The sequence below is a fragment of the Ruegeria sp. CDSC079 genome (assembly GCF_059610505.1).
The window spans coordinates 1-19791 of record NZ_JBXWNT010000009.1 but is presented as its reverse complement, the minus strand read 5'-3'; the positions used below and the strand labels follow the sequence as shown (position 1 = coordinate 19791).

Annotated in this window: 19 protein-coding genes; 9 read left to right on the top strand and 10 right to left on the bottom strand. The window is 59.1% G+C overall.

Annotated elements, in window-relative coordinates; genetic code table 11:
* Positions 1-2: 2 nt before the first annotated feature.
* The 3 genes from AC2FIC_RS16285 to deoC all read right to left on the bottom strand — a co-directional run bounded on the left by AC2FIC_RS16285 (position 3) and on the right by deoC (position 4255).
* Positions 3-734, bottom strand: coding sequence for a Crp/Fnr family transcriptional regulator (locus AC2FIC_RS16285; RefSeq protein ID WP_281996041.1), 732 nt, complete (start codon positions 732-734; stop codon positions 3-5).
* 177 nt (positions 735-911) lie between these two features.
* Entirely contained in the window at positions 912-3245 is a 2334-nt protein-coding gene (locus AC2FIC_RS16280; protein ID WP_496693038.1) for an aldehyde dehydrogenase family protein, read from the bottom strand.
* An 11-nt stretch (positions 3246-3256) separates the two neighbouring features.
* Entirely contained in the window at positions 3257-4255 is a 999-nt protein-coding gene (deoC, locus tag AC2FIC_RS16275; protein WP_496693037.1) for a deoxyribose-phosphate aldolase, read from the bottom strand.
* 198 nt (positions 4256-4453) lie between these two features.
* Between deoC and AC2FIC_RS16270 the strand changes: the two genes are divergently transcribed.
* The 6 genes from AC2FIC_RS16270 to AC2FIC_RS16245 all read left to right on the top strand — a co-directional run bounded on the left by AC2FIC_RS16270 (position 4454) and on the right by AC2FIC_RS16245 (position 11765).
* The gene (locus AC2FIC_RS16270; RefSeq protein WP_496693036.1) at positions 4454-5407 is read left to right on the top strand and encodes a metal ABC transporter solute-binding protein, Zn/Mn family; all 954 of its coding nucleotides are present in this window, start codon (positions 4454-4456) and stop codon (positions 5405-5407) included.
* Between the two features lie 3 nt (positions 5408-5410).
* Complete coding sequence (locus AC2FIC_RS16265) at positions 5411-6214, top strand: metal ABC transporter ATP-binding protein (protein WP_282022375.1); 804 nt, start codon at positions 5411-5413, stop codon at positions 6212-6214.
* 3 nt (positions 6215-6217) lie between these two features.
* The gene (locus tag AC2FIC_RS16260) at positions 6218-7423 is read left to right on the top strand and encodes a metal ABC transporter permease (protein WP_496693035.1); all 1206 of its coding nucleotides are present in this window, start codon (positions 6218-6220) and stop codon (positions 7421-7423) included.
* Entirely contained in the window at positions 7420-8349 is a 930-nt protein-coding gene (locus tag AC2FIC_RS16255) for a metal ABC transporter permease (RefSeq protein ID WP_496693034.1), read from the top strand. Before AC2FIC_RS16260 ends, AC2FIC_RS16255 begins: the two co-directional genes overlap by 4 nt.
* Positions 8350-8632: 283 nt before the next feature.
* The gene (gene mutL / locus AC2FIC_RS16250) at positions 8633-10483 is read left to right on the top strand and encodes a DNA mismatch repair endonuclease MutL (RefSeq protein WP_496693033.1); all 1851 of its coding nucleotides are present in this window, start codon (positions 8633-8635) and stop codon (positions 10481-10483) included.
* A 52-nt stretch (positions 10484-10535) separates the two neighbouring features.
* Positions 10536-11765: a DNA recombination protein RmuC gene (locus AC2FIC_RS16245; RefSeq protein ID WP_142640068.1), complete on the top strand. Its 1230-nt coding sequence runs from the start codon at positions 10536-10538 to the stop codon at positions 11763-11765.
* Positions 11766-11825: 60 nt separating this feature from the next.
* Here the strand turns inward: AC2FIC_RS16245 and AC2FIC_RS16240 are convergent, their stop codons facing one another.
* Both AC2FIC_RS16240 and AC2FIC_RS16235 read right to left on the bottom strand, forming a co-directional pair.
* Positions 11826-12476, bottom strand: coding sequence for a ChrR family anti-sigma-E factor (locus tag AC2FIC_RS16240; RefSeq protein ID WP_281996048.1), 651 nt, complete (start codon positions 12474-12476; stop codon positions 11826-11828).
* A gap of 10 nt (positions 12477-12486) precedes the next feature.
* Positions 12487-13143, bottom strand: a complete 657-nt coding sequence (locus tag AC2FIC_RS16235) for a sigma-70 family RNA polymerase sigma factor (protein WP_496693141.1) — start codon at positions 13141-13143, stop codon at positions 12487-12489.
* 147 nt (positions 13144-13290) lie between these two features.
* On the opposite strand from AC2FIC_RS16235, the gene AC2FIC_RS16230 reads away from it, so the two are divergent.
* From AC2FIC_RS16230 to AC2FIC_RS16220, 3 genes are all read left to right on the top strand, one after another.
* Positions 13291-14067, top strand: coding sequence for a DUF1365 domain-containing protein (locus AC2FIC_RS16230; RefSeq protein ID WP_496693140.1), 777 nt, complete (start codon positions 13291-13293; stop codon positions 14065-14067).
* A gap of 79 nt (positions 14068-14146) precedes the next feature.
* The gene (locus AC2FIC_RS16225) at positions 14147-14464 is read left to right on the top strand and encodes a DUF3775 domain-containing protein (RefSeq protein ID WP_142640076.1); all 318 of its coding nucleotides are present in this window, start codon (positions 14147-14149) and stop codon (positions 14462-14464) included.
* 257 nt (positions 14465-14721) lie between these two features.
* On the top strand, positions 14722-15669 hold the full coding sequence (locus AC2FIC_RS16220) for a tetratricopeptide repeat protein (protein ID WP_496789871.1): 948 nt from the start codon (positions 14722-14724) through the stop codon (positions 15667-15669).
* 41 nt (positions 15670-15710) lie between these two features.
* On the opposite strand, the gene AC2FIC_RS16215 is transcribed toward AC2FIC_RS16220, so the two are convergent.
* From AC2FIC_RS16215 to AC2FIC_RS16195, 5 genes are read right to left on the bottom strand one after another with little or no spacing between them, the layout of a single operon-like run.
* Positions 15711-16853: a saccharopine dehydrogenase family protein gene (locus AC2FIC_RS16215; protein WP_496693138.1), complete on the bottom strand. Its 1143-nt coding sequence runs from the start codon at positions 16851-16853 to the stop codon at positions 15711-15713.
* A gap of 22 nt (positions 16854-16875) precedes the next feature.
* On the bottom strand, positions 16876-17124 hold the full coding sequence (locus AC2FIC_RS16210) for a SemiSWEET family sugar transporter (RefSeq protein WP_496693137.1): 249 nt from the start codon (positions 17122-17124) through the stop codon (positions 16876-16878).
* A 12-nt stretch (positions 17125-17136) separates the two neighbouring features.
* Positions 17137-18183, bottom strand: coding sequence for a saccharopine dehydrogenase (locus AC2FIC_RS16205; protein ID WP_496693136.1), 1047 nt, complete (start codon positions 18181-18183; stop codon positions 17137-17139).
* Between the two features lie 15 nt (positions 18184-18198).
* The gene (locus tag AC2FIC_RS16200) at positions 18199-18813 is read right to left on the bottom strand and encodes a glutathione S-transferase family protein (protein ID WP_271952162.1); all 615 of its coding nucleotides are present in this window, start codon (positions 18811-18813) and stop codon (positions 18199-18201) included.
* Positions 18814-18834: 21 nt separating this feature from the next.
* Positions 18835-19485 carry a histidine phosphatase family protein gene (locus tag AC2FIC_RS16195; protein WP_142640087.1) on the bottom strand — a complete coding sequence of 217 codons (651 nt, stop codon included), beginning with the start codon at positions 19483-19485 and terminating at the stop codon, positions 18835-18837.
* Positions 19486-19791 lie beyond the last annotated feature (306 nt).

Genomic DNA, 19791 nt, shown 5'->3' with positions numbered 1-19791 from the left:
CCTTAGGCCGCTGCAGGTCTTCTCTGGGCCTGCAGCGTGTGCTTGTTGCTGTTCAACAGCTTTTGCCGTGTATGTCGGAAATGCGCTGCTTTCAATGCATCGTCGATATGGCGGCTCCGCCGCAGCAAGCGCATCAGGCTGATATTGTCGAAGACCAGGCATTTGGTGGGTTCGGTGGCTATTACCGTGGCTGTGGCAGGCAGCCCAAGGCCAAAGGTCAGCTCTCCCAAAATCTCATCTTCTCCACATTGGTTGATGACCCGGCCGTTTTTCAGGATCGTAGTCCGCCCCTTTAAGACAAAGCCCAAAAAGTCGGTTGTCTTGCCTTCTTCGATCAGGATGTCACCGTTTTCATAGGTCTTGACGGCGGCGGTGTTCAACAGTTTCCGGGCTTGGTGGGGTTTCAGCGATTCAAGGTGCAGGGCAATGAACTGACGTTCGTCATCTGAAAATCGAAGCAGATGCCGGGACAGAAACCCGCGCAGCAGGCCTAGGATCGAGATCGAGATATAGGCCAGCTGAATGATCGAGCCCGCGAGGTTGAATTCTTCCGACATGCTGAACAGAACACATCCGGCTGCGGCGATCACAAGCAGGGGGTAGAGGCTGCCGTTGCCCCGGATGATCCCCATCTGCAGCAGAAAGTAGCTGGTGATGTAGAGGCCCGCGCCAAAGACGCCGATCATCGTGGCGACCTGTACCAGTTCTGGAAACTCGTATGGAAAACTCAGCATGGACCGATCCAACCTTGTAAAGACTGGATCCAAGCTGAGGGATAGTGGCGGCGCTGTATATGAACAATGTCACATGTTAATCATCGTTATGTGCATTCAATGATCACTCTATGCAGCAGCGCGCCATCTGTACCCGAACAAACTGTTTGCACCCCTGGGTTTTCCAGGGCTGGGGCCCTACTCGCCGTAGGGCACCCAGATGTTTTTAACCTCGGTCGCAGCCTGCAGGAAGCGGCGAGTCTGATCCTCGTGCCAGTCGGTTGCCATGGCGTTATTAACCCAACTCCGTTTCAGGTTCCCGGCCGAAGCCCGCTCGATCTCGGCCGACAGATCGGTAGACGAGAATGACCAGATCGCATCCACATTCAGATGCGAAGCCAGCGGCTTCGCCAGTTCCGTGTGGCTGCCAGTCAGGATGTTGACCACGCCAGCGGGCACGTCAGAGGTTTCGAGGATTTGGTAGAAATCCGTCGCCGCCAGCGGGTAAGGCTCGCTTGCCGCAAGAACCACCCGGTTGCCCATCGCAACAGCAGGCGCCATGGCCGAGACCAGACCCAGCAGCGGCGCCTCGTCAGCACAGAGCGCGCCGATCACGCCGACAGGTTCTTTCATGGCAATGGCCACGCCCCGGATCGGAACGCCGTGCACCTGGCCGTCATACTTGTCGGCCCAGGCAGCGGCAGTGAACAGGCGCTGGATCGCGACTTCGACCTCTTTCGCGCCGTCTTTCCTGCCGGTCATGGCATCAAGGCGCGCAGCGAATTCACCCGCGCGGGCCGAGAGGTTTTCGCCGATGTAATACAAGATCTGTGCCCGTAGATGGCCGGTGGTCTTGGACCAACCCTTGGCCCCCGCTGCGGCCTCGACCGCGTTGCGGACGTCTTTGCGGTTGGCCAGACCCACATGGCCCAGCAGTCCAGACTTGCCCCAGACGGGTTTCGAATATCCGCTGTCAGGACGGGCCTGTTTGCCGCCGACATACATTTTGGCAGTACGGTCAATCGGATCGACCGGGGCACCTTCGCCCATCGCGGCCTCGGCCTTGGCCAATGGTTTGCCTTTGCCTTTGGGCTTGGTGTAAGCGGTCAGACCTTCCCAGCCACCTTCGCGGCCAAAGCCGCTTTCGCGCACACCGCCGAACCCGGCTGCGGCATCGAACAGATTGGTGGCATTCACCCAGACAACGCCCGCGACCAGCTTCGGTGCGATATCCAGTGCAAGGTTCACGTTCTCGGTCCATACCGTCGCCGCCAGCCCGTAACGGGTGTTGTTGGCCAGCTCAACCGCCTCTTCCGGAGTACGGAAGGTCGAGGACACCAGCACCGGACCGAAAATTTCCTCCTGCATCAGTTGATCGGAGGTTTCGAGGCCCGAGATCAGCGTTGGCGGGTAGAAACAGCCATTTTCGGGCAGCGCGCCAGCCGCCTGATAAACGTGACCCGCGGTGTTGCTGTCGACCATGCTCTTGATGGTCTGCAACTGGACCGGGTCGACCACAGCACCCACGTCGATGCATTTGTCCAATGGATCACCGATGCGCAGAGTGTCCATTCGGGCGCGCAGTTTCTCGTGGAACCGATCGGCGATGCCTTCCTGAACCAACAGACGCGAACCCGCGCAACAAACCTGACCCTGATTAAACCAGATCGCGTCGACCAGCCCTTCGATGGCGGAATCGATATCGGCGTCGTCAAAGACGATATAGGCGGACTTGCCGCCCAACTCCAAAGTCAGCGCCTTACCCGAACCGGCGGTCGCCTCACGGATGCGCCGCCCCACTGCGGTTGAGCCGGTAAAGGCGATCTTGTCCACGTCCGAGGCCACGATCATCTCACCCACCGCGCCATCGCCCGTGACGATGTTGACCACACCCTTGGGCAGCCCGGCCTGTGAGCAGATATCGGCAAACAGCAGCGCGGTCAGAGAGGTATATTCGGCAGGTTTCAGAACGACCGTGTTACCCATGGCCAGCGCCGGAGCAATCTTCCAAGCCAGCATCAGCAGCGGGAAGTTCCAAGGAACGATTTGTCCACACACTCCCAGCGCTTCGGCGTTGGGTAGTTCGCTTTCCATCAACTGCGCCATGCCGGCGTGGTAGTAAAAGTGGCGCTGTACCAGAGGGATGTCGATGTCGCGCGATTCACGGATCGGCTTGCCGTTATCCAAGCTTTCCAGCACTGCAAACAGGCGCGAGTGCTTTTGCAGCAGGCGCGCGATGGCATAGAGGTAGCGCGCACGACCCGCACCGCCCATCTTCTCCCATTTTGGCTGCGCCTTGCGGGCGGCGGATACGGCGGCGTCGACATCGGCTTGCTTGGCTTGGGTCAGCTTGGCCAAAACCTCTCCGGTCGCCGGGTTGCGGCTGTCGAACCCCTTGCCCGGTTTGGTGAAGGCCCCGTCGATATAGTGACCAAATTTGTCACCCTGATCGACCAGCCAGGCCAGCGCTTCGGCTGAGCTTTCGGGGGCAGGGCCGTAATCCATGGTCTCGAAAATCTCTTTGACTGTCATTGTTTTCGTCCTCAGCCCATCGAGTGCCTGTAACCGGCGGAATAAGCACCCGTTAAGAAATGTTCTAGCTGCCGTTCGATATCGCCCAACAGCGACGACGCGCCAAAGCGAAACAGGTCCGGCTCCAGCCAACGGTCGCCCAACTCATCCTTGATCAGCGACAGGTAAACTAGTGCGTCCTTGGCTTTGGAAATCCCGCCTGCGGGTTTATATCCGACACGATACCCGGTGCGGTCATAGTAATCGCGGATCGCCCGGATCATCACCAGCGACACGGGCAGCGTGGCGTTGACGCTTTCCTTACCGGTCGAAGTCTTGATGAAATCCGCCCCCGCCATCATGCAGACCAGCGAGGCGCGCGCCACGTTGCGTAGGCTGCCCAGTTCGCCGGTTGCAAGGATGGCTTTGACATGCGCGTCGCCACAAGCCACGCGGAACGCTTTCATCTCGTCATACAAGGCCTGCCAGTCGCCCGACAGCACATGACGCCGAGAGATTACGATGTCGATTTCCTCGGCTCCGGCTTTGACGCTTTCTTCGATCTCGGCCACGCGCAGGTGGAACGGGGACAAGCCTGCAGGGAATCCGGTCGATACGGCGGCCACCGGAATCCCGGTGCCCTTCAGCGCATCCACAGCGGTTTCGATCATGTCGTGATAGACACAGACCGCGCCGGTGGTGATCGGTGGCATGTCCAACGCCTGAAGTGTTGCAGAAGCAACGGGTTGCCGCGCTTTGGCGCACAGGCGCCGGACACGGCCGACGGTATCGTCTCCCGATAGGGTGGTCAGGTCGATCATGGTGATCGCCTTGAGCAGCCACGCCGCCTGGTAGTCCTTTTTCACCGAGCGCCGACCCGGCAGGGTGGCGGCGCGGCGCTCAACGGCCGAGGTATTGACCTGTACGGCCCGCACCCAATCCAGATCAAGCTCCATTCCAGGGTTCCGGGGCTCGGTCACTTGCGGCAGATGCGCGGTGCGCACGGGGCTTTCTGAGCTCTGCGTTTCCATTTTCACATCCTTTGGGAGGTTTGTACCAAATTCGCACGGGTAAGATGCAAATGGAAGGCCATCCGGCATTGGAAGGGTAAATTTTTTGACCAAATGGACAAAATAGGCGTTTTCTTGCGAATAATTCTCAATAGCATTGACTTAGTTGCGAGCGGTTCTCATATTCATCTTAGCAAGATACCAATTCTGGGGCCTGACATGATTCGTCGTAGTTTCCTTGCAGCGCTGGCATTCGCCGCTGTATTCCCATTCTCGGCCTGGGCCGATGCGCCGCTGAAAGTGGTGGCCACGACCGGTATGATTGCCGATGCCGCCCGTCAGGTCGGAGGTGATCAGGTCGAGGTGAAGGGCCTTATGGGCCCCGGCGTCGACCCGCATGCCTATCGTCAGACCCGCAGTGATATCGTCGCTATGACCAGGTCCGATCTGATCCTGTGGCATGGTCTGTATCTTGAGGCGCAGATGGAAGAGTTCTTCCATGACCTAGGGCGTAAACGCATGGTCGTTGCGGTAGCCGAAGGCGTTGATAAGTCAAAGCTGCACGCGCATGACAATTATGCTGACAAATACGATCCCCATCTTTGGATGAGCCCGGCCCTGTGGCGCGATGTCGTGGTCGAGGTGCAAAAAGCCCTGACACAAGCGCGCCCCGAGGCCGCGGACACCTTTGCGGCAAACGCAGAGGCCTTTCTTGCGCAGATCGCGGAACTGGAGGCTTATGGCAAGCAAGTGCTTGCAGCGGTCCCGGAAAACAACCGTGTTCTGGTGACGGCACATGATGCCTTTGGGTATTTCGGTGCTGAATACGGGTACGATGTGCTTGGAATTCAGGGCATTTCAACCCAATCCGAGGCGGGATTGAACCGGATTAGCGAATTGGTCGATACGCTGGTTGACCGGCAACTGACGGCAGTTTTCGTGGAAAGCTCGGTCTCGGATCGGTCGATGCGTGCACTGATCGAGGGCGCAGCGGCCAGGGGACATCAGGTCGAAGTCGGTGGACAGCTTTATTCGGACGCGATGGGCGAGCCCGGCACCTATGAGGGTACCTACATCGGGATGCTGGATCACAATATCACTGTAATTGCAGGCGCTCTGGGGGCTGATATTCCCAAAACCGGCATGAGCGGCAATCTGTCGGCGGGGTTTTAAGAGATGCTGGAACTGGCGGCACATCAGGGCATCCCCCTTTCGGAAAACGACATTGGAGAAAGTCCGCTGGCCATTCGTGGCCTGACCGTCTCGTACGGGCAGAAGCCGGCGGTTTTCTCGGTTGATATGACCGTGCAACCGGGTGCCATGACAGCGATCATCGGGCCAAACGGTGCAGGTAAATCGACCCTGTTGAAGGCGGCTTTGGGGATTGTCTCACCCCTGTCCGGTCAGGTGACGGTGTTTGGCGATCGGCTGGATCGACAGCGGTCCCGGATCGCATATGTGCCGCAGCGGGCCAGCGTGGACTGGGACTTCCCGACGCGCGTGATTGACGTGGTTCTGATGGGCTTGTCGCGCGAACTGGGGCTGTTGGGACGGGTGCGCGCCCGGCATAAGGCGCAGGCGATGGATTGTCTGCACCGTGTAGGGATGCGTGACTTTGCCGACCGGCAGATCGGCCAGTTGTCAGGCGGCCAGCAGCAGAGGGTCTTTCTGGCGCGCGCCTTGGCGCAGGCCGCCGATCTGTATCTGCTGGACGAACCTTTTGCCGGGGTTGATGCGGCAACGGAAAAGGCCATCATTTCCGTCCTGAAATCGCTGAAAGAGGCGGGCAAGACCGTGGTTGCGGTGCATCATGACCTGGCGACCGTCACCGACTATTTCGACCATGTTTTCCTGATCAACACGCGCAAAGTCGCCGAGGGGCCCGTGGCCGAGGCTTTTACGGCCAAGACATTGCAATCTGCCTATGGCGGCCGTCTGGCTACGGCGCAGATCGACCAGATCTCACGCGCGCTGGGGTGAGTCATGCATTGGGATGCTCTGACCCTTCAGCTTGGCTATAACGCCACGCTGGTCGCAATCGGCGCCAGCCTGCTGGGCATTTCCGCCGGGGTGACCGGAACATTTCTGTTCTTGCGCAAACGTGCACTGGTCAGCGATGCGATCAGCCATGCGACATTGCCGGGTGTGTGTCTGGCCTTTATGGTGCTTGTGGCCCTCGGTGGGGACGGCAGAAACCTGATCGGCCTGCTCGTCGGGTCGGCAATATCCGCTTGGATCGGCCTTTTATGTATGAACTGGCTGACGCGGCACACGCGGCTGGCCGAGGATGCCGCGATCGGAGCGGTCCTATCTGTATTCTTTGGTTTCGGCATTGTGCTGCTGACGGTGATCCAGACCATGGGTGTGGGCCGACAGGCGGGGCTTGAAGGGTTTCTGCTGGGCTCGACCGCTGGGATGCTTTGGGCAGATGCGATGATCATTGCGATCGGAGGCGCGGCAACGCTGGCGCTTGTCATGATTATCCGCCGTCCAATGACGATCGTGGCCTTTGATCCTGAATTTGCCGCAGCCAGGGGCCTGCCGGTGCATCGCATCGACCTTGCAATGATGGGTCTGGTTATGGCCGTCACAGTGGTTGGCCTGAAAGTTGTCGGGTTGATCCTGATCGTTGCGCTTTTGATCATTCCGCCGGTGACAGCCCGGTTTTGGACTGAGCGATCCGAAAGAGTAGTGTTGCTGGCGGGTCTGATCGGGGGCGTCTCGGGTTATATCGGTGCGGCGCTGTCGGCGGCGGCTCCCAATCTGCCGACGGGTCCGCTTATCGTTCTTGTCAGTTTTGCTGTGTTTGTCCTGTCGTTGCTGTTGGCGCCGGTTCGCGGTGTTCTGGCGGCGGTGTTGCGGCACCTGCAATTCCAGCGTCGGGTTCATATCCGGCAGGGCTTGCTTGCGTTGGCACAAGGGCAGAAAATCTATGAGCCGCTGACCCTACGCCTGTTGCTCCGGGCCGGGTTGGCCCGCCCCGACGGCGTGGCAACCGGGGCTGGCAAAGCCCGCGCCGCCAAAGCCCTGCGCGACGAAAAACGGTGGGAGGTCGTTCGCACGGACCAGGCCCACGAAGCAACGGCGGCGTTGTATGATGGGCTGCGCGATATCGAAACAGTGCTGACACGCGACCAGATTACCGAAATCGACCGGCAGATCGGTGGCCCGCAGGGGATAGCAACATGAGCGGCGAAGAATTCGTTCCCCTGTCACTGACACCGTTGCTGATCGGGACATTTGCGGCCATCGCCTGCGCCCTTCCGGGGAACTTTCTGGTTCTGCGCAAACAGGCGCTGATCGGGGATGCGATCAGCCATGTAGTGTTGCCAGGCATCGTGGTGGCCTTTCTGCTGACCGGCGCGATCTCGACCTGGCCGATGATGCTGGGCGCGGCGGGTGCTGCCGTGGTTGCCGTTGTGATGATCGAGGCGATCCGCAGGCTGGGTCAGATCGAACCCGGTGCGGCAATGGGCGTGGTCTTTACTACCCTGTTTGCAGCGGGCGTTCTTTTGTTGGAGCAGACGGACACCTCGACCGTGCATCTGGATGTGGAACACGCGCTGTATGGCAATCTCGAAAGCCTGATCTGGCTGGACGCAACGGGATGGGTCTCGCTGTGGGACCCGGCAGCGCTTGCAGGGTTGCCCCCGGAATTGCCGCGTATCGCGCTGACACTTGCAGGGGTTTCGCTGTTTACCTGGGTATTCTGGCGACCATTGAAGATTTCGACCTTTGACGAAGGTTTTGCCAGCACGATTGGTATTCGGACCGGTCCTTTGGGGTTTGCGCTGGTGATCACAGCGGCGATAGCTGCCGTCGCAGCCTTCGACGCGGTTGGCTCGATCATCGTGATCGCCATGTTCATCTGCCCCCCCGCTGCGGCGCGGTTGATGACCAACCGATTGGAAACTCAAATCGCATGGAGCGTTGTATTTGCCGTTGTTTCGGCCGTGATGGGCTATGTTCTGGCGGGCTATGGCCCATTATGGCTGGGTGCCCGCGATGCCGTGAGTGCCGCCGGAATGATCGCAACGGTATCGGGTGTGATTCTGGCGCTTGCGGCTGTTTTCGGCCCCTGCCGGACCCGCGCGGGCGCTCCAGGCACTGTCTGATCCGGCAAATTCCTGCTGTTGGCTGATGCCGTATTTCGGCTGAACTTTGCCAACGCGAACAGCACGGCCAGAGTTAATGAGCCTTAATCTGCAGATCGTGCTAAGGTTGTTGTATTGTTAAGCAACTGACCACCACTCACCCCGGCTTGTTCGGGCAATCGTGATCAAGGTCGTCGCCTTGCAGGCCGACATGGCGCGATTGTCCGAACGCCCCCCCTCTTGCACAAAATCTGAATACCATAGCAGTGGCAGAATCGTGTGCGCATGTGCTAGGTCTAGGGGTATGGAGCAGGCAAACCCCAATATCAACGAGTTTCGACCGGTAATTCGGCAGTTGGACGATGCTGCAATCAACCGGATCGCAGCCGGCGAAGTGGTCGAGCGACCGGCCTCTGCGGTCAAGGAATTGATCGAGAACGCCATTGATGCAGGTGCCACGCGGGTTGCGATAGAGATCGCCAATGGGGGCAAGACGCTGATTCGCGTCACCGATGACGGCTGTGGTATTGCGGCGGCGGACTTGCCGTTGGCTTTGTCCCGCCACGCAACCTCGAAAATCGACGGGTCGGATCTGCTGAACATTCATACTTTCGGATTTCGCGGTGAGGCGTTGCCGTCGCTGGGCGCGGTCGGGCGTTTGACCATAACCAGTCGTGTTCCGGGGGCGGATGCGGCGCAGATTCAGGTCGCTGGTGGCACAATGTCCGCGGTGAAACCCGCGGCTCTGCGCGCGGGTACCGTGGTCGAGTTGCGCGATCTGTTCTTTGCCACGCCTGCGCGTCTGAAATTCATGCGTACCGACCGCGCCGAGACACAGGCCATCGCCGATACGGTCAAACGTCTGGCCATGGCCGAGCCCTCGGTCACCTTTACCCTCCGCGATGTCTCGGGCGGCGGCGAGGGGCGCGTGACCTTCCGGGCTGACCGTGAGAATGGTGATCTGTTTGACGCGTTGCATGCCCGACTGGCCCGCGTGATCGGGCGCGAGTTTGCCGAGAACGCGTTGCAAATTGACGCAACGCGTGAGGGTATCCGGTTGTATGGCTATGCCGCTCTGCCGACCTATTCTCGGGGCGCAGCGGTGGCGCAGTACCTGTTCGTCAATGGACGGCCTGTGCGTGACAAGATGCTGACCGGTGCATTGCGGGCGGCCTATTTCGACTTTCTCAGCCGTGATCGACATCCGGCGGCGGCTCTGTTCATCGACTGTGATCCGACGCTGGTGGATGTGAACGTGCACCCCGCGAAATCCGAGGTCCGGTTCCGCGATCCCGGCGTCGCACGCGGGCTGATCGTCTCGGCCCTGCGGCACGCACTGGCGGAAGCGGGGCACCGGGCGTCCTCGACCGTCGCAAACGCGACGCTTGGCGCGATGCGACCCGAGCCGTCTCACTCCACCCCGGCGCGGGTCTACCAGATGGACCGCCCTTCACCCGCCGCGCGCCAGATGGCCTATCAGGCGCAGGCACCGGGCTTTGCTGAACTGACCCGCGATTACAGCGGCAGCGTGGTCGAGCCGGTCGCGGAATCTGTTTCCGAGGCGCCGGTAGAAGACCTGCCTTTGGGGGCTGCACGCGGGCAGGTGCATGAAAACTACATTATCGCCCAGACCGCTGATGGTATGGTGATTGTCGATCAGCACGCCGCGCATGAGCGGTTGGTCTATGAAAAGCTGAAAGCCCAGATGGCGGCGAACGGCGTGGCGGCGCAGGCGCTGCTGATCCCCGAGATCGTAGAGTTGTCTGAAGGCGACTGCGCGCGACTTATGGCTGTGGCAGATGATCTTTCGCGCTTTGGCCTGAAGCTCGAGCCCTTCGGCGGCGGTGCGGTTGCCGTGCGTGAAACCCCGGCCATTCTGGGTGAGGTCAACGCCCGCGCAATGATTCTGGATATTCTGGATGAGCTGTCCGATCAGGGTGAAAGCCAGATGGTGCAGGCGCGGATTGAGGCGATCCTCAGCCGTGTCGCCTGTCACGGTTCGATCCGCTCGGGCCGCCGAATGCGGGCCGAAGAGATGAACGCCCTGCTGCGCGAGATGGAGGCGACACCCCATTCCGGCCAGTGCAACCATGGGCGGCCAACTTATGTGGAACTGAAACTGGCCGATATCGAACGATTGTTCGGACGCAGTTGATCCCGCGGGGTGCGCGGGCTATGAAGAATAAAACAAGAACACCCGAGGCAAAATGATCGAGATCGCAGGAACCCAATTTGCATTGAACGACCCCGTGATCCTGATCGTTGGCGGGGTGGTGGCATTGATCCTGTTGCTGCTGTTCCTGTCTTTGCGAGCGGCCAACCGGTCAGCCAGGATGGCCGAGCCACTGTCGCGGCAAATGGCGCATCTGGGTCAGCATGTTCAGCAGTTGGGACAAGGACAAGAGCAGCTGCGCGGTGGTCTGCAGCATGTCTCGGACACGCAGGCCAATGCGCAGCTGCAGGTGATCCAGACGGTTGAATCCCGCCTGTCTTCGGTGCAGCAGCAGATGAACGATCGGCTGGCAGATAACGCGATGAAATCCGCGCGTGCGCTGGCCGAGATGCAGGAGCGGATGAAGGAATCGCTGCACGGCTCGTCGAAACAGACGGCGACGTCACTGACCCAGTTGCAGGAGCGCCTGGCGGCCATCGACAAGGCGCAGGATAACATCACCAAACTGTCGGGCGATGTGCTGTCGCTTCAGGATATTCTGTCGAACAAACAGACGCGCGGTGCGTTCGGAGAGATTCAGTTGAACGATATCGTCTCCAAGGCATTGCCCTCGGACAGTTTCAAGCTGCAGGCGACCTTGTCGAACGGGCGTCGGGCGGATTGCCTGATCCACCTGCCCAACCCACCTGGCCCCATTGTGATCGACAGCAAATTCCCGTTGGAAGCGTATGAGGCTCTGATCGGGTCGACCAATGATACGGAGCTGAAAGCGGCGGTGCAGATGTTCCGAACAACTGTGCGCAAGCATATCAACGACATCTCCGAGAAGTACATTCTGGACGGGGAAACCGCCGATGGCGCGTTGATGTTCCTACCTTCCGAAGCGGTTTATGCCGAGTTGCACGCCAAGTTTCCCGAATTGGTGCAGGAGAGCTTTACCAAACGCGTTTGGATCGTCTCGCCCACCACCTGCATGGCAACGCTGAACACGATGCGCGCGATCCTGAAGGACGCAAGGATGCGGGAACAGGCGGGTGCTATCCGCAAAGAGCTGGGTCTGCTGCACAAGGATGTAGATCGCCTGGGCGATCGGGTTTCCAATCTGGACCGTCATTTCGGGCAGGCGGCCAAGGATATCTCGGAAATCAAGATCAGCGCTGAAAAAGCCGGGCGCCGGGCGCAGCGACTGGACAATTTCGATTTCGAAGAGATCGCACCTGACGACACGCCGGGCGTTGTACCGCTGGCGCGGCACGAAATCTGACAAGCCGTTCGATGCGACATTGGCCGGATTTGGCCAGCGCACCGCGTCAGGTCCCAGAGATCAGATACGCAGGAAGGGCTGGAACAAGCGGGGCATGAGCTTGGTGAATTTTAGCGGCGCGTCGGTAACGGCCAGACAGATGCAATCTGCGGTAATGTCTGCGGTCGGGGTGTGATGCAGCTCTTCATCGGCAATCTCGACATCGCCGCGTGCAAAGTGATCAACTTCATCCGAGAAAGCACCCTGCAGAACCATGGTCAATTCCATACCGTTATGGCTGTGATCCGGAACTGCGGTTCCGGCCGGAATGAACAGCAGACGTGCCGAAGCGTCGCCGCTCGTCGGCAAGATAGCTTGTCTGACGCCCATTCCGATGGGACGCCATCGGATGTCATTGACAGTGCCGCCGACGTAGCCCTGCAGGGGGGCAGGTAGGACGGCGCAGCTCTTGTTCACTGGCTTGGGGGTCGGTGCGCCTTGGGCGATCAGCGCCATCGTCGCAGCCAGCGCGCTGTCGCTCATTTGGGCAGGATAGGGCAGCTCGTCCAGTATCTGTCCGCCAACCGCATCAAAGCTTTCAGCCTGCGCGCGGCAATGGTCACACAGCGACAGATGGGTCGCGACCATCAGATCGAACGCTTCGGGCAGGCTGCCGGCGGCATATGCCATCAGCAGATCTTCCGTCAGGTGATGCTTAATCTGTTTGCTCATCGTCTCTGTCTCAGTTCATTGCGTGGCGCAGGCGATCCAGCGCCAGCCTAATTCTTGATTTGATCGTTCCCAGAGGCAACCCAGTCTGAGATGCAATTTCCCGGTGACTCAGGTCTCCGAAATAGGCCTTTTCGATCAAGTCTCTTTGCGCGTCAGGCAACGCCATCAAGGCAGTGCGTAGCTGCGCGGTTTCTTGTTGCAAGACGATCACGTCGTCCTGATCAGGTTCGGACTCGGGGCCCCAGCCCAGTTCTTCCGGTTCGGGGCGCCGTTGCTTGCGCAGGGCGTCGATGCGTTTGTTCCGTGCGATGGTGAACACCCATGTGGCCACCGTTGCCCGGGTCGGATCGAACAGATGGGCCTTGTGCCACAAGGTCGCCATCACCTCTTGCGCACATTCCTCGGACATAGTCGCGTCCGAGCCTGACTTCATCAGGAACGCCTTGATCCGCGGCGCAAAATGCTGGAACAGCTCGGCAAAAGCCGCCTGATCCTGCGCATCCCGAATGCGCCTGACATGGTCCACCCACTCAATCCTGGTGTCGCAACTGCTTTGTGTTCCGTTCACCTGTTTACCCTTGATGCGTTTTCTTGCGCGCCATGGCTTGAGGACGGCGGGTGTAGCCGCCGGCTCGTCCAAGGTCACGGTGTCTATCTCGGTAAACATAACCACAATACGGTTGGTGTCCCAAGCCGGATCACTCTGAAGCGATATTTTTGATCCAATCCTGGCTGGATGCCGTATTCTAAGTAACAGAAACCTTCAGAAAACCACGCCCCTCCGGGCGGTTACAAGCGGGCCGGACCATACTGAATGACACAAACCGTTGATCATGTTGCGGGCCATACCTTTCACGGGCGCAAGGGGGCGATCGAAAACGCCTTCCGCTATTCGGTCGACTACATTCTTCTGAACCCTGAAAGCGATCTGACCACTCCGGCGCTATTTTCGGTGAACCGGGCCAATCTTGCCAACTGGCGGTCGCAGGATCACGGGGGTGAGCCGGGCCAGGGCGACGGTGCCGCCTGGCTGCGCGCGCGGTTTGATCAGTTGCAGGTGGCGCAACCGGCGCGCCTGATGTTGCTGACCCAGCCTCGGGTTCTGGGGCATGTGTTCAACCCGGTCAGCTTCTGGTTCTGTTTTGATGGACAGGATGTGCTTAATGCGGTGGTGGCCGAGGTGACCAACACCTTTGGCACGCGCCACAGCTATCTGTGCCACAATCCCGGCTTTTCACCCATCAAGGCAACCGACAGGATGGTGGCTGACAAGCTGCTGCATGTCTCGCCCTTCCAGAAAATCGAAGGAAGTTACACCTTCCGTTTTGACTATCGCCCCGAACGTGTTGGCGTGTGGATCGACTATGCCCGCCCCGAGGGCGGTTTGATCGCGACGTTAACCGGGACACGCCGTCCGCTGACCAACCGGGTGATCCTGTGGTCGCTGCTGCGCCGCCCATTTGGTGCGCGGCGGACCTTTGCGCTGATCATCTGGCAGGCACTTAAACTTTGGGTGAAAAAAGCCACCTTTCGCCCGTTCAGAACCGCACCGGTGCCGGATCAGCCGGTTTCGCGTGTGCGCCTGCGCTAACGCGTTTGTTCAAGATCAAAGACTCGGGCTCTGCCTAGTGGTTGTTTCATTCGAAAGCCGCGAACACAGGAGTCGGGTCATGTTGGAAATTTCAGCAAGAAAAGTTGCTCAGGTTGCGCTGATGGGGCGCGAGCTGAATCGGGCCGAGGGCGAGTTGCGCGCGTTCATTGATCACATGAGCGAGGACGAACAGGCCGAACTGGTGGCTATCATGTGGATCGGGCGTGAAAGCTTCTTCGCCGAGGATCTGGTCGAAGCCATCGCCACCGCAAGGGCCGAAGCCTCAACCCCCTGCGCTGATTACCTGATCGGCACGCCGCACATGTCAGATCATCTGGAAAATGGTTTGGATGCGCTGGGGGTATCGGCGGAAGATGTGGAAAACGATCTGATGTAGGCGATTGCGCAACGGATCGAGGACAGAGTTTTCCACACCTTCTTGTCTGGCGGTTTAATCGGATAAAGGGATGGTCGTGGACAATTTCAGCCAGGTTTGATTTAGGTTCGGGTGAACTACTTTTGGTTGAATGAATGACATCCGATACCCCAGCTTCTTTGCGACACAGAAAATCGAAGCTCGCCCGTGTTCTAACGGGTATTGTCTTGATCGCAATCGCTGGGGTTTTGGTGCTAGGCCAAGAACGTAAAAAGCTGATGGCTACCTGCAACTTTAGTAAGGCTGACTTGGAAGACAAGTTGGCCGCCTGTGATACGTTGTTGATATGGGCGGCATATAACCCGTCAACCCGGTCGCTGATCCATCGACACAAGATGCGGGCACATATGTGGAATAGAGACTGGGAGGCTGCCCAAAGCGAGGCTGATCTGGCTATTGCAGAAGACCCTGAAAGCCGCGTGCCGTGGCAGTGGAAGGCGCTGGCCCACGCCCGCGCCGAAGAATACCCAGCGGCGATGGAGGCAATTGAGGCCGCGCTGGAGATTGCCCCGGGTAATGACTATTCGCTAGAGACAAAAGCCAAACTCTTGCGCCGGATGGATCGGTTGTCAGAGGTTGAGCCTCTGGTTGAAGACGCCATAGCCAACCATAAAGTGGGCCCGTGGGCCTGGAGCTATGCTGGCTATTTCAGATTGCGGGCAAAGGAGTATAGACCCTCGGCTTTGGCCTTTTCCGAAGCGTTACATGCCGATCCACACAATGCATATGATCGCCGCAAGTTCCTTGAGGCCTGCCGACTTGCTGGCCCAGATTGCCCGCCTCTGTTTCCTGAAAAACGCGCGAGCTATGCTGAGCTTAGCTGCGAAGACATTGCATTGCAGTTTGCAGAGCAATATCCAGGTTTTGACAGCGGAGCTGGTTTTGATACGCCGTATGACCTGATCGACCAAGGTGATTGGCGTGCAAAGGTCCTGGTGCAGGTTGTTTACCTCGGCACAGCAATCGGATTCGAACAGACTGCGTCAAAAGAATATGCAAATAGGTTGATAGTAGACAGCGCCATGTTTGAGTGTGTTTCGGGTGGCGAATATTACTTTTCGGGCTCGGATAAGGGCTCCGAAGAACACCGCTATGCAGCTGAACACTTGTTTGGACCGGAATTGCGTAGAAACCTTGTCGATCTCGCGTATACGCATCTGAATTGATGTACCAACCCGGCCAATCCAGGTTGGTGCGGGCTTAGTTTTCAGCCCGCATGATCCACCACCTGCAGATGCTGCGCCAGCCGGTCAATTTCAGCCATCCAACTCTGCACCAGCTTTGGATCATTGGGGGCCGCATGAACGCCTGCCGGGATAGCGCGGTTCAAGACGGCTTCGACAGCCAGTGAAACCGGGACCGAGACCAGCCGCGCCATCGCCGTGCCGCGGTCGTCACCCCAGGCATCCATCACATAGGTTTTGTGCCAGACCGGAACGCCGTCTTTTTCCGCCTTCAGGCCCACACACAGAACCACACGGTCCGGCTCACCCTCGTCATAGGCGTTTTCGGCCCAGAACTGGTCCGACATCTCCTTCAGGCGTGCATCGCCTTCGGGCCCGGACAGGGTTTCGATTTCGGAAAACACACCCGACCAGGCGCCGGCCCAACCGTTCAGGCGCAGGGTACCGCGGACGAATTCCTTGACCGGCCAGTGATCCTCGAAATGGTACTGCGCCATGAACGGGATCGAGTCGCGGTTCGGGTAGACCTCAAAGCTTTCGGGTGTGGGCAGGGGTGCGATATAGCTGGTAATCGCATCCCATGGGCGCGCCACGTCCAGCGGAGCATAATTGCGAATTGATTTCGATGGTGAACGCAACGCCTTGAGCACACCCAGCGGTGACCAGCTGAACTTGTACCGGAACGGGTTCGGATGCTTGGGGATACCACCGCAATAAGAGATGAAACTCAGGTGGTTCTGCGGGTCGAAGGCGTCCGAAGCGCGATAGTCGTCGATCAGTGCATGAGCCATCAGGTGATCGATGCCCGGGTCCAGCCCGACCTCGTTGACCAGCGCCACCCCGGCTTCGCGGGCCGCGCCGTCCAACGCGCGCATCTCGGGGGCGATATAGGAGGATGAGACGAAATTCGCCTGTTTCGCGATTGCAAGCTCGGCCAAGGGCACGTGCCAATCGCCGGGCAACATCGAAACGATGACATCGCCCTGTTCCAGCACCGCCGCCAAGGCGTCGATATCAAAAACGCGGATATCGCTGGTCAGATCACCAACTTCGGCCTTGGCCTTTTCGATTGTCCGGTTCCAGACTGTGACCTTTTGCCCGCCTTCGATCAGGCGGCGTAAGCCGGGAATGGCCGACAGGCCGGTGCCACACCAGTGAATCGTCATGTGAAAACTCCTTTACGGCTGTTCAGCCAAACCTCAGTTTTGCAATCACGATCGCGCTGACAAGCAGGATCGATATCACATTACCCAATATCAGCGGCCATGCCGTAATCATCACTCCGTAAATCAGCCACAGGCTCAACGTGGCCAGAATCAGCAGGTTCGCCGGCATAGACAGATCCTTGGTCTCGCGGGAGCGCCAGGTCTTTAGGGTTTGAGGAAGCCAACATACAGTGCCTAGAACTGCTGCCGCGCCTCCGATCAGGTGTTCCATGCGTGGCTACTCCTAGACATGGTTGTCGAACGTATCGCGGGCCCGGCCCCAGACGCCGCTGTCCAGATCGGTGAGGGTCAGCAGAGAAGGCAGAAGCTGTGCTGCATAATCTTCCGAGCTTTCGACCGGTAGCATCGACGGCAGATTGTCGATTGCAACTACATCAAGAACCGGATTGGTCGCCACGCGCAGGGCAGGTGCGTCCCAAGTGGTTGCTCGGTCATAAACCGGAACAGGGTTATAATCGCTGTCAGGGTCACAGGCGACATCGCCGATGGCGGTCAGCTTGCGGTCAGCGGCCAGTGCCTTTTGCGGGACAAAAATCGGCGTACCTGGGCGCGCGAAGATACAGTTCAGGAACAGGTCGTGGTCGAGGATTTCAGGGAACGGCCCGCCGCTGGCGGTTTCGGCCATGTCCCACTTGGTGACACTGACACCCATCGCCGTGCAAAGGTCGCTGGCGCCGGTACCCACGCGGCCAAGAGCACCGATGACGATGGCCCTTGGTCTATTGGCCACGATGGCATCTAGTTCAGCCAGAAGCTCGGAATTCAACGCGTCCTTGCTGGGATAGACACCAACCGGAGGGCATTCCGCGCCCCGCTGCTGCGCGGCCCAAGTCTTGAGTGTCACCGCAGCCCCGGCATAGCCGGCCCAATAGCCAAAGGCGGCGACTCGGCGGTCGTTTTCGTCGACTAGATATTCCAGATCATACAGCGTTCCGCCCCCGGCCTTGAACCGTTCTAGCAGCGCCCGGCCGGAATGCTGACCCTTATAGGCATGGCCGAACATGATGTGGCGGTGAGGCAGGGGCGTGCCATCCTCGGGCAGTTCCTTGAGGCCAAAGATGATCGCGTCCTTAGGTGCATCTGGCCAGGAATTCTCGGGCGCGATCTCGCAGCCAGCAGCCTTGTAACCGTCGATGGGGATGGCGCGAACATGGCTTTCCTCGACCGTTACGCGGATGCCAGCAGCGATCAACGCCAAAGCGCCTTCAGGGGTCAGCCCGACCCGTTCTTCGTTCGGGCGCTGTTCGGCCCGGACCCATAGATGCGTCATATTTTGTCCCCTTTATCAGAGCATTCCGGCGGCACGCACGGCTTTCAGTGAAGCGCGCGCCTCTGCCGCCTCACGAAAGGCGACGATCTTGGGGTAGGTTGCAACGTCGACGCCGTCGCCTTCCAACCAACTGCAAACCACATACAAATAGGCATCGGCCAGCGAGAACGCCTCGCCCAGCACAAACGGTCCACGCAGACCGTTCGAACAGATATAGTCGCAGGACGCTGCCATGGTCTGCGCGACTTTTGCCGTCATATCCTTCCAGCTGGATTTCTTGTCGGCCCACCGCGCGCCGCGCAGCTTATGGGCGTGGTTCACATGCATGGTCGAGGCAAGGTAATACATCACCTCGCGCATCCGGGCGGCCATGATCGGGTCCGCAGGCACCAGCCCGGCCTTCGGAGCCATTGCTGCGATGAACTCCAAAAGTGCCCCGGTTTCGGTCAAAATCCCACCGTCTACCACCAGCGCCGGAACCCGGCCTTTTGGGTTGATCTGCTTGTAGGCGGATTTGGTTTGCTCTCCACCGGCAAAGTCCAGTTGGATCGCTTCATAGTCCAGCCCGGCCTCTTCCAGTGCAATCGCAACGGCGACCGAAATCGTGCGAGGGGCATAGTAAAGTTGCATCACAAAGCCTCTGGTTTGGGGTTACAAGTGGGTCTGTGCAAACTGCCGGTCTGGTGCTTCCAGATGCGGAACGGCATTGAACAGAACCGGGCTGAGCTGTGTACCTATCGGGTATAAACGGTGCATTGACGTGTTCATGATGGCAAGAGCCACCCGCGCCATGGCCGGGATATCCAGCCCCATCGCCTGCCGGACAACCATCGAAATCAACCCGCCCGAGGTCACAACGATGGCAGGGCCGCCTTCGGTTCCGATATCGGTCAGCGCGTCGCGCACCCGGGTTTCGAATTCCTCGAAGGTTTCCGGTGTGTTTTTGATGGCGCCATCGGCCCAGGCGGCAAAGGTGCGGGGCAGATGCTCGACAAAACCTTCGCGATCAGTGGGCACTTTCACGCCGTGCTGTTCCTCGAACAGCTGCGCGATGGTGAAATACTCGATCTCGTTCAGCCGCGGATCGCGGATCGGATCAGTCAGCCCCATGCTGGCGGTGGTCTCGGCGTGGCGGATCAGGGTGCCGCAATAGACCCGGGGAAAATGGCTGCGTGTGTCCTGCAGATGCGCCCCCAGCCAGCGGGCCTGTTGATGTCCCAGATCGCTGAGCTTGTCATAGTTCTTTTCGTCGCGCGCGGTGGTGTTGGCCTGCCCGTGACGCACCAGTGTGATATGTGACATGTCGGTCCCTCTTGCGTGGCAAGTCTTAGGACAGGTCTAGGTCCGGGGCCAGAGCCGTTCGTTGCGGTTTGGAAATTATTCTCGCTCACCCCCGAATCTGGCCGGGCGGTATTGTTGTTGACTCGCAAGACCGTCCACAGGAACCTTGGTGATATCAGACTGTCCAGCAAATTCATCGTTGCAAGCTATTCGATGACCTCGGAAAACTGGCTTGGGAAAGGATTTATTTATGACGGATATTAAGCGCACGCCTTTGCATGGTTTGCATGTTGAGTTGGGTGGGAAGTTGGTTGATTTTGCGGGCTG

What these genes read in the sequence shown, in the direction of transcription:
- AC2FIC_RS16285 (WP_281996041.1), bottom strand. Translation starts at nt 734, where the DNA reads ATGCTGAGTTTTCCATACGAGTTTCCAGAACTGGTACAGGTCGCCACG.
- AC2FIC_RS16280 (WP_496693038.1), bottom strand. Translation starts at nt 3,245, where the DNA reads ATGACAGTCAAAGAGATTTTCGAGACCATGGATTACGGCCCTGCCCCC.
- deoC (WP_496693037.1), bottom strand. Translation starts at nt 4,255, where the DNA reads ATGGAAACGCAGAGCTCAGAAAGCCCCGTGCGCACCGCGCATCTGCCG.
- AC2FIC_RS16270 (WP_496693036.1), top strand. Translation starts at nt 4,454, where the DNA reads ATGATTCGTCGTAGTTTCCTTGCAGCGCTGGCATTCGCCGCTGTATTC.
- AC2FIC_RS16265 (WP_282022375.1), top strand. Translation starts at nt 5,411, where the DNA reads ATGCTGGAACTGGCGGCACATCAGGGCATCCCCCTTTCGGAAAACGAC.
- AC2FIC_RS16260 (WP_496693035.1), top strand. Translation starts at nt 6,218, where the DNA reads ATGCATTGGGATGCTCTGACCCTTCAGCTTGGCTATAACGCCACGCTG.
- AC2FIC_RS16255 (WP_496693034.1), top strand. Translation starts at nt 7,420, where the DNA reads ATGAGCGGCGAAGAATTCGTTCCCCTGTCACTGACACCGTTGCTGATC.
- mutL (WP_496693033.1), top strand. Translation starts at nt 8,633, where the DNA reads ATGGAGCAGGCAAACCCCAATATCAACGAGTTTCGACCGGTAATTCGG.
- AC2FIC_RS16245 (WP_142640068.1), top strand. Translation starts at nt 10,536, where the DNA reads ATGATCGAGATCGCAGGAACCCAATTTGCATTGAACGACCCCGTGATC.
- AC2FIC_RS16240 (WP_281996048.1), bottom strand. Translation starts at nt 12,476, where the DNA reads ATGAGCAAACAGATTAAGCATCACCTGACGGAAGATCTGCTGATGGCA.
- AC2FIC_RS16235 (WP_496693141.1), bottom strand. Translation starts at nt 13,143, where the DNA reads ATGTTTACCGAGATAGACACCGTGACCTTGGACGAGCCGGCGGCTACA.
- AC2FIC_RS16230 (WP_496693140.1), top strand. Translation starts at nt 13,291, where the DNA reads ATGACACAAACCGTTGATCATGTTGCGGGCCATACCTTTCACGGGCGC.
- AC2FIC_RS16225 (WP_142640076.1), top strand. Translation starts at nt 14,147, where the DNA reads ATGTTGGAAATTTCAGCAAGAAAAGTTGCTCAGGTTGCGCTGATGGGG.
- AC2FIC_RS16220 (WP_496789871.1), top strand. Translation starts at nt 14,722, where the DNA reads ATGGCTACCTGCAACTTTAGTAAGGCTGACTTGGAAGACAAGTTGGCC.
- AC2FIC_RS16215 (WP_496693138.1), bottom strand. Translation starts at nt 16,853, where the DNA reads ATGACGATTCACTGGTGTGGCACCGGCCTGTCGGCCATTCCCGGCTTA.
- AC2FIC_RS16210 (WP_496693137.1), bottom strand. Translation starts at nt 17,124, where the DNA reads ATGGAACACCTGATCGGAGGCGCGGCAGCAGTTCTAGGCACTGTATGT.
- AC2FIC_RS16205 (WP_496693136.1), bottom strand. Translation starts at nt 18,183, where the DNA reads ATGACGCATCTATGGGTCCGGGCCGAACAGCGCCCGAACGAAGAACGG.
- AC2FIC_RS16200 (WP_271952162.1), bottom strand. Translation starts at nt 18,813, where the DNA reads ATGCAACTTTACTATGCCCCTCGCACGATTTCGGTCGCCGTTGCGATT.
- AC2FIC_RS16195 (WP_142640087.1), bottom strand. Translation starts at nt 19,485, where the DNA reads ATGTCACATATCACACTGGTGCGTCACGGGCAGGCCAACACCACCGCG.